Here is a 12,085-nt window from a genome sequence, read left to right on the forward strand (position 1 = left end):
GGGCGCGACGTATGTCTCGCCCCGTCATTCCGGGAATACTGGAAGAGACGGGTTTGACGTCTCAGGGTCGAGCGCTGAATCGGGATAAGGGGTCGCGACGCTGATCCTCGATATAGTAGATATGCACCTCGCCGCGATCGTCGGACACTTCATAATAGATGCTGTAGTGTCCAGCGTAGGCTACCATTACCGGCTCCTTGGGTCTCGCGGCTTCGTATACGGGATCGTACGTGCGTCCGATTCCGGGGACGGTGTCGAGAATGGAGAGGACCTTGTCGATTCTCGCCCTATCGGCCCTTGAGGCAATGGTGCTTATCGCCTCAAGGGCCGTAGGGGATATGATCACCTCGTAGGTTTCCGGCCCGTTCTCCTCGTGCAGCTCGTCCATCAAAGGCCCAATTCTTCGCGCACTTCGCGATAGGGCCTGCCGAGACCTCGCCGAATCTCATCGCGGCCTTGCTTGATCCCCTCCAACGTGCGCATTTCGCGTTTGTAAGCCAAATCACGCAGCTCCATGGCCTCGTCGAATGCCTGCGCATCCATGACAACGAGATCGACGCCGCCGTTGCGCGTGATGTAGATGGGTTGACGTGTTTCGCGGCACAGGGCCGAGACCTCGCCGATGTTGCGTTGCAGGTCAGTTGTGGTTTTTGTAATCACCGTCATACCAGCCTCCTGTCATGTTTGTCTCGATTCATTCTACCAGGTTATCTGATAATTATCTGATTTGATATCGGAATCTTACGCAAACAGCATGCCGGAATGAGATAGGGCGAGACAGGGGGGCGGGGACGATGTCTCATTCCCCGTCCCCCCGCTTCGCCGAATAGCATTCCGAACGAGACATCGTCCCCGCCTCCCCCCCCCTCTCTCTCTTGTCCCGCCCCCGTCCCATTCCAACTTGGCACGGTATTTGCTTTCTGTTCTCCATCGGAAGTTTCAGGGGATTTTGAGACAAGGAGATGAGGACATGGGCACTGCACGTACCAAAGGAGCCGTGTGGGCTTGGCTCGTCGTTATCGGGTGCATCGGCTTCTATTCGATTCCGACGGGCATCGTCGGCAACACCTCGGGTATTTTTGTCGCTCCGGTGATGGACCAGTTCGGTTGGACGCAAACCGACACCACCATGTACCGTACCATCCAGCCGCTCGTCGCGGCCGTGTGCGCGCCGATCGCCGGCAAGCTGATGGAGAAGTACAACCCGCGCTGGATCCTCGCCGCGGTGTCGGCGGCCTTCGGCCTGGCGTCGTGGGCGAGCGCCTACGCCACCGAGCTGTGGCAGTGGAACCTCTACGGCGTCGTGTACGGCGTGACGTCGGCGTTCTACATGTACCTCGCGGCCCCCGTCCTGATCAACGCCTGGTTCAAGAAGAGCGCCGGTTTGGCCATCAGCATCACGGCGGCGGTGCTGTCCATCCTGGCCGCCGTGGCCAGCCCGGTGGGGCAAGAGCTGATCAACCAGTTCGGCTGGCAGACGGCGCGCGCCGCGCTGTCCATCGTAACCACGGTGCTGTCGGTGGTGCTGACGGTGGCGTTCGTGCGCAAGAGCCCGTCGGTGATGGGGCTGCTGCCGTTCGGCGCGGGCGAGAAGGACGCGTCCGACGACAAGCTCGCCGCGGCCCCCGAGGCCGACGAGGGCGCCACGGTGGCGCAGGCCATCAAGTCGCCCGGCCTCTACCTGCTCATTCTCGTGGCCTGCATCTTCGTCATGTGCGCCGCGTTCTTCCAGCAGATCCCCGCGTTCGCCGCGCACGGCGCGCTGGGCGCGAGCGCGGGCGCCATGGCCGTGTCCATCATCATGGTGGGCGGCGTGGTGTTCAAGCTGCTGCTGGGCGCGCTCAACGACAAGATCGGCGTCAAGTACACGGGCATTATCGCCGCGTCGTGCGGCGCCATCGGCATCCTGCTCGCCTACATCGCCGGCGAGAACGTGGCCCTGTTCTACGCGGGCATGGTGGTGTTCGGCGGCGGCTACGCGGGCCTCACGGTCATCGCTCCCATGCTGGCGCGCGCGGCTTTCGGCTCGCTCAACTACTCGCAAATCTACTCCTGGGTGTCCACGGGCATCTTCATCGCAACGGCCGTGTCGTTCTTGGTGTACGGCATGATCTACGACACGACGGGCTCGTTCGACCTGTGCTTCATCCTGGTCATCGCCCTGTACGTGCTGGCCGTCGTCCTGGTTCCCATCACGCTTGCGCTGTCCCAGAAGTCGTGGAAGCGCAGCGATCGGTAAATCGCGCAATCGAGAGAAAGAGGAGAACGACCCGGTGGATGAAGAAGTATTCGATGTCATGATCGTCGGCGGCGGCCTGGCCGGCTGCGCGGCGGCGTACGCGTTGGCGAAGGCCGGCGTGGAGGTGGTCGTGGTGGAGCGCGGCCCGTTCAGCGGCTCCAAGAACATGACGGGCGGCCGCCTGTACGGTCACAGCCTTGAAAAGCTCATACCGGGCTTCGCGGCATCCGCGCCGGTGGAGCGGCTGATCACGCGCGAGCGCCTGTCGTTCCTCACCGACGACAGCGCCACCACGATGGACTTCGCGAGCACGTCTCTAGGCGCGCCGGTGTGCGCTTCGTACGCGGTGCTGCGCGCCTCGTTCGACCAGTGGTTGGCCGAGCAAGCGGAGAACGAGGGCGCGCTGTTCGTCAACGAGATCCGCGTGGACGACCTCATTGTGCGCGACGGCCGCGTGTGCGGCGTGCATGCGGGCGAGGACGACATGGAGGCGAAGGTGGTGCTGCTGGCCGACGGCGCGGTGTCGCTGCTGGGCCAGAAGCTGGGCATGGTCGCGCCGCTCGACCCGCACGCCATGGCGGTGTCGGCCAAAGAGGTCATCCAGCTGGACGAGAAAACGGTGTCGGATCGCTTCGGCTGCGCGCCGGGCGAGGGCTGCGCCTGGCTGTTCGACGGGTCGTGCACCGACGGGCACATCGGCGGCGGCTTCCTGTACACGAACCGCGACAGCATCTCGCTGGGCGTGGTCACCACCATCGGCGACATCGACCACAGCGACACCTCGGTGCCCGAGATGCTCAAGCGCCTGGAGCGCCATCCCGTGGTGGCGCCGCTCATCGAGGGCGGCACCCTGCGCGAATACACGGGCCGCATGATCCTCGAGGGCGGTATCGCCGCCGTCCCCGAGCTCGTGCGCGACGGGGTGCTCATCGCGGGCGACGCCGCGGGCTTCGGGCTGAACACCGGCTACTGCGTGCGCGGCATGGACTTCGCCATCGAATCGGGACGCTTGGCGGCCGAGGCCATCCTCAAGGCGCGCGAAGCCGACGACTACGGCGCCGCCAGCCTGGGCGTGTACCGCACGCTGCTCGACGAGAGCTTCGTGATGCAGGATCTGAGGTTCTATCGCGGCTTCCCCTCCTTCATGGAGCAGACGCGGCGCATGTTCACCGAGTACCCCGTCATGTTGGAGGACCTCATGCTGGGCATGTTCCGCGTGGACGGAGCGCCGCCGAAGAAGTTGACGAAGAAGGCCCTGGCGGCCGCGAAGGGCGTGGGCCTCATGGCCCTGGCGAACGATGCGCGAAAGGGGTTGAAGGCGCTGTGATCCAGCAGATGACGGTTGAGGAGAAGCTTGCCGCTGACAAGTTCCACGTGGACGAGGAGTGCGCCCACATCGAAGTGGACAAGGCGGCCAGCAGGAACGACATCGAACGATTGGCGAAGCTGTGCCCGGCGGGCCTGTACGTGATCGACGAGCAGGGAAACTTGAGCTTCGACTACGCCGGATGCCTGGAGTGCGGCACGTGCCTCGTGGCCGCCAAGGGCACGGTGGTCACGTCGTGGAACTACCCGCGCGGCGGCATGGGCGTGGAATTTCGCCTGGGTTAGGAACACCGAGAGAGGACTTGAGACTATGAGCACGCAGTACCCCATCCTGGGATCGCCGTTGCAGGTGAACGGCGTCACCTTGAAGAACCGCATGATCACCACGTCCATGTCGCCGGGCGCGGGCTACGTGACGAAGGACAACCGTCCCACGCAGCGTTTGGCGAACTACCTGGAGGAACGGGCCGAAGGGCAGACGGCCCTCATCATCCAAACCATCTGCCCGTGGAAGCGCAACGAGATCGACCCCGACCACATCCACGAACTGCCCAGCTGCTACGACGAAAGCTGCATTCCCGACCTGCAGCGCTACCTGGTCGAGCCGGTGCACAAGCACGGCGGCCTCATCTGCGCGCAGCCGTACTACGTACACGATTGGAAGCCCGACGCCGAGACGCCGGAGGGCCCCTACGGCCCGTCCGATATCGCCATCCTCAAGTTCATGGGCGGCTTCCGCGCCATGACGCTCGAGCAGATCGAGGCGTTCAAGCAGCAGTTCTTCAACGCGGCGCGCGTGTGCAAGGCGGCCGGCTTCGACGCCATCGAGGTCATGGCCGGCGTGGGCGGCATCCTGTCGCGCTTCATGGCGCTCGCCACCAACAACCGCACCGACGAATACGGCGGCAGCCTGGAGAACCGCGTGAAGCTGACGCTTGAGGTGATCCGCGGCGTGCGCGAAGCGGTGGGGCCGGAGTTCCCCATCGTGGTGCGCTGGTCGCCCGTCGACTTCATCAAGAGCCCCGCGGGCCCGGGCCTGTCCATGGAGGAGGCGCTGCGCATCGCGCCGATGCTGGAAGAAGCGGGCTGCGACCTGCACGATCTGGCCGTGGGCTGGCACGAGACCAGCGAGCCGCTCACCACGAAGGTCATCGAGGACGGCCACTGGACGTTCATCTCCCAGCAGATCAAGACCGTGGCGAAGAAGCCGGTGGCGCAGGGATACCGCAACACCGATCCGCGCGTGATGGAGCGGAACCTGCAGGACGGCAAGATGGACGTGGTGGCCGGGCTGCGCTACAGCATCGCCGACCCGGCGCTGCCCCGCAAGGTAATGGAGGACCGCACCTGCGACATGCGCCTGTGCATCGTGTGCTGCCGCTGCCTGGACGACGTGGTGAGCCAGGGCAAACCGCTCAACAACTGCGGCGTGAACCCGCGCTTGGGCGAGGAGCTCGACCACGAGGCGTTTCCGCCGGCGCAGAGCGCCAAGAAGGTGATGGTGGTGGGCTCGGGGCCGGCCGGCATCAACGCGGCGCTGACGGCGGCGCAGCGCGGCCATGCCGTGGACCTGTACGAGGAAGGCCCGCGCCTCGGCGGATGCGTGAAGATGAGCAGCATCTTCAGCCCCTACCACGAACGCTACCTGGACTACCTCCTCACGCAGGTGAAGCAGCATCCCGAGATCACCGTGCACCTCAAGACGAAGGTCACGCCCGAGACGGTGCGGCAGGCCAAGCCCGACGCGGCCATTGTGGCCGTGGGCGGCAAGCCCGTGGGGCTGGACGTGCCGGGCGCCGACGGCAAGAACGTCGTGTCGTCGCACGATTTCCTCGAGATGATCAACGGCCACAAGCCTGCGGGGAAGAAGGGCGCGCTCAACAGCTTCATGTGGGGCGCGGGATCGCTGTTCCTCAGCATGTACTACACGCCGTCGTTCGCGCGCACGATGACCGAGAAGTCGCCGTGGCCCATCGGCCGCAGCGTCGCCATCATCGGCGGCGGCCTGCCGGGCTGCGAGTTCGGCCACCTGTGCATGGAGACGGGCCGCACCACCGCCATCGTCGAGGAGCGCAAGAAGGTGGGCTTCGACGTGGGCGGTTCGGACCGCTTCGGGCTGATCAGCGGTTTCAAGAAGGCCGAGAACGTCGAGATGTACCCGCTCACGCGCGTTACGGCCATCACCGAGGAGGGCGTGAAGGCCGTGCAGACCACGCCGGAGGGCGACAAGGAGCTGTTCATCCCCGCCAAGACCGTGGCCATCACGCTGGGCCTTGCCGAGAACCACGATCTGGGCGAGGCATGTAAGCCGCTCGTGAACGAGGTGTACCTCGTGGGCGACTGCGAGACGCCGGGGCGCATCGCCGACGCAACCAAGATGGGCTATCGCGCGGCATGCGCGCTGTAGGAGAGGAAACGCGAGTGAGTGCTATGACCGAACAACCTGTCATCCCGAGCGAAGGCGGCGAAGCCGCCGGAGCCGACGGATCTTCTGCGTGCGCCTCCGCGCACGACGTCGTGTACGCCGAGCGGCTCGAAGGGGGCATCGAGGTCGTCTACCTGAACCAGCCGCGCAAGAAGAACGCCCTGTCCGGCGAGATGATGAGCAAGCTCGACGGGCTGCTGCGCGCGGCGGACGTCGACGACGGCGTGCGCGTGGTGGTGCTGCGCGGCGCGGGGACCGACTTCTCGAGCGGCGGGGACCTCGATCAGGGCCCCGCGCTCGAGCCCGGCCCCGAGGGCGCGCGCAAGACGCTGCGTCGGTACCTGGCCGTGATCCGCACGATCCGCACGATGGCGAAGCCGGTGATCGCGATGGTGGACGGCTACGCCGTGGGCGGCGCATTCGCGCTCGTGTGCGCGTCCGACCTCGTGTGCGCGTCCGAGCGCGCGCAGTTCGTGCCGGCGTTCTGCCAGATCGGCATCGTGCCCGAGATGGGCATGATGAAGTTGCTGCCCGATCTGGTGGGTCCGCAGCGCGCCAAGGAGCTGCTGTTCTTCGGCGGCAAGATCCCCGCGCTCCAGCTGTACGACTGGGGCGTAGTGAACCGGCTGTTCCCGGCCGAAACCCTGGAAGCCGACACGCTCTGGTTCGCGCGCCAGCTGGCGGGGATGCCCGACGCGTCCATCCAGCTGACGAAGAACATCATGAACGGGCTTGCCGACGGCAATCTGGAAGCGTGCCTGGAAGCCGAATCGACGGCGTCGCCGTTTTGCACGACGACGAAGGCGTACGCCGCCACCATGGAGAAATTTGCCCGCTGAACCCTGCGAAGGTGAGACGATATGGCACAGTGCAACGTAGCGGAACCGTTCCTGGCAAGCGTGCAGGCGCATCCCGATAAAACGGCCGTCGTGTTCGACGGACGCGAGATCACCTACGGCGCCATGAACGACCGCATCAACCAGATGGCGGGCATGCTCGCCGGCGACCTGGGCGTACGGCCGGGCGATCGCGTGGCCTACCTGCTGCCGAACTGCCCCGAGCTTCTGGAGGTGTACTACGCCATCCAGAAGCTCGGAGCGGTGGCCGTGCCTTTGAACTACAAGCTCATCCCGCGCGAGATCGGCTATCTGGTGAACGCGAGCGGGGCCGAGGTGCTCGTGTTCGCCCACCAGTTCGCTGCGGCGGTGGCCGAGGCGGCGCGCGCGTTTTCGGCCGACGTGGCGCTCGTCAGCGCAGGCGGGGAGGTGGATGGCACGCTGGAGCTGGAGCGGGCGTGCGCCGGCCACGGCACTGCCGAGCCCCCGCTGTTCCGCGACCCGGATGCCCTGTCGCGCATCCAGTACACGGGCGGCTCCACGGGCCTGCCGAAGGGGGCCGCGCGCACCCATGCCGCCGACCTCGTGGAGCTCGATGCCATCATGGACTCGAACGGCATTGGCGACGACCCCGACAACGTGGTGCTCATCCAGTGCCCGCTCGAGCACCACGGCGGCCACAGCTGGTTCACCATCACGTTCGCGGCCGGGGCGACGCTGGTCATCTGCGAGGCGTTCAACGCCGAGCAGATCCTCCACTTCATCGAGTTCTACCGGGTGACGTACATGATTCTGCTGCCGCCCACCACGTACCTGCGCCTGCTGCGGTGCCCCACCATCGACCAGTGCGACCTCAGCTCGGTGCGCCTCGTGCAGAGCGCCGCCGGGGCCACCACGAAGCCCATCATCCAGGCCATCTACGACAAGTTCCCCAACGCGGTGCTCAACTACGGCTGGGGCCAGTCGGAAAGCGGCGCGGGCAGCAGTCTGAAGATCACGCGCGCGATGCTCGAGGCCGGCTCGCCCCTGCTGGAGAGCGTGGGGCGGCCGATGAAGCACGTGGAGATGAAGGTGGTGGACGAGGCCGGCCGCGAGGTGCCCGACGGCGAGGTGGGCGAAGCGCTGTTCCGCTCGGCGTCGGTGATGCGCGGCTACTACGGGCAGCGCGACCTCACCGACGAGGCGTTCACGCCCGACGGCTGGCTGCGCACGGGCGACCTCATGATGCGTGACGCGGAGGGGTACTACTACGTGCGGTCGCGCAAGAAGGACATGATCAAGTCGGGCGGCGAGAACGTGTTCGTCGCCGAGGTGGAGAACGTGCTGCGCACGCATCCCGATGTGGAGGATTGCGTCGTGTTCGGCACGAGCGACCCGGTGATGGGGGAGGCCGTGGCGGCCGTCATCCAGCCGCGTGCGGGCTCGAACCTCACGGCCGCCGAGGTGCAGACGCACTGCAAGGGCTACATCGCCAGCTACAAGAAGCCGCGCTACGTCGTGTTCATGGACGACCTGGGACGCGATGGTGCGGGCAAGGTGCGGAAGCTCGACGTCGTCGCGTACTTCGACGAGCGCAAGGAACAGGCCGCGCCGCGTCACCACGAGAAGCTGTGCAGCGACCCCGACATCTACCTCATCCAGGTGCCGTACTCGGGCGGCACGCCCATCGGTTACACGAACGCCTACCTCATCGTCACCGACGAGCGCAACCTGCTGGTGGACACCGGTGTGAGCCATGAGGCGTCCTACGAGGTGCTGCGTTCGGCGTTGCAGGATCTGCACGTGGACATGGCGCGCACCGACGTGTTCGCTACGCACTTCCACATCGACCACCTGGGGCTGGTCGCGGCGCTTGCGCACGAGGACACGCGCGTGTACCTGAGCGCACGCGACGAGGAGGTGTTCCGCGGGCGGGGCGCGCGCTCGTATCGCGGCACGGTGAAGGCGCGGCTGGCGCGCGAGGGCTTCCCGCCGGATGAGTTGGACGAGCTTGAGCGCACCGATGCCAGCCTCATCCCGCGCGTGGAATGGCCCATGCCCGAGAGCTTCGTGAACCTGGCCGACGGGGACGAGGTGCGCTACGGCGGCTATCGGATGCGGGCCGTGGACACGCCCGGGCACACGCCGGGGCACCAATGCCTGTACCTGCCCGATCAGAAGATCATGTTCTACGGCGACCACGTGCTGATGAACAGCTCGCCCAACATGGCGCCGTTCCCCGACGAGGCGGATTCCCTGGGAGACTACCTGCGCAGCCTGGACAAGGTGGCGCAGCTGCCGGTGGCGTTCGCCTGCATGGGCCACGGCTTCGTCGATCCGCAGCGGCAGGCCGAAGCCATGCCCGCGCGCATCGCGTGGCTGCGCCAGCATCACCAGCAACGGCTCGACGAGATTCTCACGCGAATCGACGAGGTTCCCGGCATGACTGGCACGGAACTTGCTAAGTCCATCACGTGGAACATTCCGCATGACACCTGGGAGGAGATCCCCATCATCCAGCGGTGGATCATCGTGTGCGAAACGCTGGCCCACCTCGACCACCTCAGGGGCGAAGGGCGGGTGCGCAGGGAGCGCGCGGGGGATGCGTACCGGTATTTCATGGGGCACTACGTACGGAGAACCGAAGGAAAGGAACGATGAGATGGATTTCAGTTTGACCGACGAGCAGCAGCTTCTGCTTGAGAGCCTCGACGAGCTGATGGAGCGCTACTGCACCGAGCAGTACATGAAGGAGTGCGACGAGAAGCATGAATGGCCGCACGAGTTCACCGACGCGCTGCTGGAGAACGGCTTCCAGATGTTGGGCGTGGACGAGGAGTTCGGCGGCACCCCCGTCGACGTGACCACGCTCATGCTGGTGGCCGAGCGCGTGTGCAAGAACGGCGCGCCCATCTACGTGTACGGCAACCTGTGCGCGCTCAAGGACATGACCGAGTACGGCACGCCCGAGCAGCAGGAGCAGTGCTTCGCCGAGGTTATGGCGGGACGCCCCGGATTCGTGCTGGGCTTCACCGAGCCGGGCGCGGGCAGCGACAGCTCTGCGCTGGCCAGCACCTACCAGCGTCGCGACGGCAAGGTGTACCTCAACGGCAGCAAGTCGTTCATGACGAACGCCGTGAATTCGAAGTACATGCTGTGCGTGGCTCGCGATGCCGACGACGACCCCGAGGAGCGCGCCAACCGCTCGCGCTTCTCCATGTGGTGGGTGCCGCTGCGCGACGACGAGGGCAACCTGACCCCCGGCATCTCCATCGAGCCGCTCGAGAAGATCGGCTGGAACATGGGCAACACCTGCGAGCTGCACATGCAGGACGTGGAGCTCGAGGAGAAGGACCTCGTGGGCGTCGAGGGCAACGGCTTCATGCAGGCCATGGTGAACTTCGAGGTGGAGCGCTTGCTGGCGTGCGCCCAATCGCTGGGCGCTGCCGAGTGCGCGTTCGAGGACGCCACGCGCTACGCCACCCAGCGCATCCAGTTCGGCAAGCCCATCGGGCGCAACCAGCTCATCCAGGAGCACATCACCGACATGTACCTGAAGATCGAGAACATGCGCAACTGGGTGTACAAGACGGCGTGGAAGATCGACAACGGCGAGTCGGTGCAGATCGACTCCGCCGTGGCGAAGCTGTACTGCGGCCGCGCCGCCTTCGAGGTGTGCGACACCGCGCTGCAGGTGATGGGCGGCATCGGCTACACGAAGGACTGCCGCATCTCGCGTCTCTGGCGCGACCAGCGCGTCTACCGTATCGGGGCCGGAACCGACGAGATCATGATCCACATCGCCGGACGAGCCATCCAGAAGCAATTTCAGGAGTAGGTCGTCTGGCTTTCGTGCGCGGCGGATCGGCCTTCGGGATGCGCGGGTTGCGTCCGCCGCGCGACGCACCGTTCCCGCAGGAGGTTCGCGGGCGCATGGAGCGCGTGCACAAACCACCGAGAAAGGACTTCATCATGCCCCAAATCTTCAATCCCGTCGACGACCTCGTTGCGGAGCAATCCCTGGTTGATTCGCTCGTTGCCGACTTCACCGAGGACGACTGGAACCGTATGGCGTCGTACTGCACCACCTGGACGTTCAAGGACGTCATCTGCCACATCGCGTTCTTCGACTACTGCGCGGTCGAGCTGCTGGCCGGGCGCGGCGAGAGCGTGAACGCCGTGGCCGACGCCGCGTCCGAACAGGACGAGCACTACCATGTGATGGCGTTCCGCGACCAGAGCGGCGCCGATATCCTGAACTGGTGGCGCGAACAGCGCACCCTTATGACGGCCGCCTTCATGGAGCTGGGCCCCAAGGGCCGCGTGCCGTGGGCCGCCGGCATCCCGCCCATGTCCGTGCGCTCGCTCGCGTCGGCGCGCCTCATGGAGCTATGGGCGCACAGCGTGGACCTCTACGACGCGCTGGGCATCGACCCCGTGGTGAAAGAGCGCATCACCTCCACGCTGTTCCTCTCGTGGCAGGGCCGTCCGAACATGTACAACGTGAACGGCCTCGCGTTCAACCCCGAGATTCCCCTGTACCTCGAGCTGACGCTGCCGTCGGGCGAGCTGTGGGCGAAGGGCGAGCCGAACGACCAGAACTACATCAAGGGCTCGGCGAAGGACTGGGCGCTCGTGGCCATCCGCCGCCGCAACTGGATGGACACCGACCTCGAGGTGGTCGGCGACGAGGCGCGCACCTACGCCGGCATCGTGCAAACCTACGCCGGCCCCGCCGATCCGGCCCCGGAAGCGAAGAACCCGCGGTAGGCGCAGGGAAGGTCCCCGAAGGCGCCGGTCCCCCTTGGGGCCTTCAGCGGTAGATCATGGGGACGGGGGAGCAGGTGGCGAAATCGGGGCACGTGTCGCAGTCCTCGCCGAGGTCGGGCGAAATGTGCTCGCGCGCCACCTGCTCGCATCCGAGCGCCGTGTAGAAGGGGACCGCCGGGCCGCGCGCGACGAACAGCAGCGCTCCGTAGCGCGCCCGCGCGTCCTCCATGAGGGTGCGTCCGACGCCCAGCCGCCGCGCCTGCGGATCGACCACGATGGGGCTGATGTACCAGCTGCCCTCGGCTTCGACGATGCGGATGAAGCCGACGATGCGCCCCTCGCTCAGCGCGACGTACGACGTTCCGCGCGGGGTGAGCGTGCCCATGCCGGCATCCTCGGCCAGGCGCGCGATGGTGTCGCCGTCGTGCTCGGTTGCTTCGCGAATGGTGAGGGTGCATGGATCGCACGTCATGAAGGGGTCCTTCCTGAGCTTTATCCATAGATTAGTGA

General features: G+C 65.9%; 11 protein-coding genes. 8 read left to right on the forward strand and 3 right to left on the reverse strand.

Features of this window, described 5'->3' with window-relative positions; translation table 11 throughout:
- Positions 1-61: 61 nt before the first annotated feature.
- Both H8S61_RS15650 and H8S61_RS15655 read right to left on the reverse strand, forming a co-directional pair.
- Positions 62-388, reverse strand: coding sequence for a hypothetical protein (locus tag H8S61_RS15650; protein WP_186939636.1), 327 nt, complete (start codon positions 386-388; stop codon positions 62-64).
- The gene (locus H8S61_RS15655) at positions 388-666 is read right to left on the reverse strand and encodes a type II toxin-antitoxin system prevent-host-death family antitoxin (RefSeq protein WP_160941018.1); all 279 of its coding nucleotides are present in this window, start codon (positions 664-666) and stop codon (positions 388-390) included. Before H8S61_RS15655 ends, H8S61_RS15650 begins: the two co-directional genes overlap by 1 nt.
- Positions 667-970: 304 nt before the next feature.
- Between H8S61_RS15655 and H8S61_RS15660 the strand changes: the two genes are divergently transcribed.
- From H8S61_RS15660 to H8S61_RS15695, 8 genes are all read left to right on the forward strand, one after another.
- On the forward strand, positions 971-2,239 hold the full coding sequence (locus H8S61_RS15660; RefSeq protein WP_186939637.1) for an MFS transporter: 1,269 nt from the start codon (positions 971-973) through the stop codon (positions 2,237-2,239).
- Positions 2,240-2,273: 34 nt separating this feature from the next.
- Positions 2,274-3,566, forward strand: coding sequence for an FAD-dependent oxidoreductase (locus H8S61_RS15665; RefSeq protein ID WP_186939638.1), 1,293 nt, complete (start codon positions 2,274-2,276; stop codon positions 3,564-3,566).
- Positions 3,563-3,850 carry a ferredoxin family protein gene (locus H8S61_RS15670; protein ID WP_366458593.1) on the forward strand — a complete coding sequence of 96 codons (288 nt, stop codon included), beginning with the start codon at positions 3,563-3,565 and terminating at the stop codon, positions 3,848-3,850. The genes H8S61_RS15665 and H8S61_RS15670 overlap by 4 nt, the downstream gene beginning before the upstream one ends.
- Positions 3,851-3,875: 25 nt before the next feature.
- The gene (locus H8S61_RS15675; protein WP_186939639.1) at positions 3,876-5,972 is read left to right on the forward strand and encodes an oxidoreductase; all 2,097 of its coding nucleotides are present in this window, start codon (positions 3,876-3,878) and stop codon (positions 5,970-5,972) included.
- A gap of 23 nt (positions 5,973-5,995) precedes the next feature.
- Positions 5,996-6,829: an enoyl-CoA hydratase/isomerase family protein gene (locus H8S61_RS15680; protein ID WP_255466658.1), complete on the forward strand. Its 834-nt coding sequence runs from the start codon at positions 5,996-5,998 to the stop codon at positions 6,827-6,829.
- Between the two features lie 21 nt (positions 6,830-6,850).
- Positions 6,851-9,466 (forward strand): AMP-binding protein, encoded by a 2,616-nt coding sequence (locus tag H8S61_RS15685; protein ID WP_186939641.1) that lies wholly within the window; start codon positions 6,851-6,853, stop codon positions 9,464-9,466.
- 1 nt (position 9,467) lies between these two features.
- Positions 9,468-10,643 (forward strand): acyl-CoA dehydrogenase, encoded by a 1,176-nt coding sequence (locus tag H8S61_RS15690; RefSeq protein WP_154332403.1) that lies wholly within the window; start codon positions 9,468-9,470, stop codon positions 10,641-10,643.
- 134 nt (positions 10,644-10,777) lie between these two features.
- Positions 10,778-11,575 carry a TIGR03084 family metal-binding protein gene (locus H8S61_RS15695; RefSeq protein ID WP_160941024.1) on the forward strand — a complete coding sequence of 266 codons (798 nt, stop codon included), beginning with the start codon at positions 10,778-10,780 and terminating at the stop codon, positions 11,573-11,575.
- A gap of 43 nt (positions 11,576-11,618) precedes the next feature.
- Here the strand turns inward: H8S61_RS15695 and H8S61_RS15700 are convergent, their stop codons facing one another.
- Positions 11,619-12,047, reverse strand: coding sequence for a GNAT family N-acetyltransferase (locus H8S61_RS15700; protein ID WP_186939642.1), 429 nt, complete (start codon positions 12,045-12,047; stop codon positions 11,619-11,621).
- Between the last annotated feature and the right edge of the window lie 38 nt (positions 12,048-12,085).

It is taken from the genome of Eggerthella hominis (assembly GCF_014287365.1).
Lineage (GTDB): Bacteria > Actinomycetota > Coriobacteriia > Coriobacteriales > Eggerthellaceae > Eggerthella > Eggerthella guodeyinii.

Excerpts from the sequence above, each read along its gene's own strand:
- H8S61_RS15650 (WP_186939636.1), bottom strand. The coding sequence starts at position 388 with ATGGACGAGCTGCACGAGGAGAACGGGCCGGAAACCTACGAGGTGATC.
- H8S61_RS15655 (WP_160941018.1), bottom strand. The coding sequence starts at position 666 with ATGACGGTGATTACAAAAACCACAACTGACCTGCAACGCAACATCGGC.
- H8S61_RS15660 (WP_186939637.1), top strand. The coding sequence starts at position 971 with ATGGGCACTGCACGTACCAAAGGAGCCGTGTGGGCTTGGCTCGTCGTT.
- H8S61_RS15675 (WP_186939639.1), top strand. The coding sequence starts at position 3,876 with ATGAGCACGCAGTACCCCATCCTGGGATCGCCGTTGCAGGTGAACGGC.
- H8S61_RS15680 (WP_255466658.1), top strand. The coding sequence starts at position 5,996 with ATGACCGAACAACCTGTCATCCCGAGCGAAGGCGGCGAAGCCGCCGGA.
- H8S61_RS15685 (WP_186939641.1), top strand. The coding sequence starts at position 6,851 with ATGGCACAGTGCAACGTAGCGGAACCGTTCCTGGCAAGCGTGCAGGCG.
- H8S61_RS15690 (WP_154332403.1), top strand. The coding sequence starts at position 9,468 with ATGGATTTCAGTTTGACCGACGAGCAGCAGCTTCTGCTTGAGAGCCTC.
- H8S61_RS15695 (WP_160941024.1), top strand. The coding sequence starts at position 10,778 with ATGCCCCAAATCTTCAATCCCGTCGACGACCTCGTTGCGGAGCAATCC.
- H8S61_RS15700 (WP_186939642.1), bottom strand. The coding sequence starts at position 12,047 with ATGACGTGCGATCCATGCACCCTCACCATTCGCGAAGCAACCGAGCAC.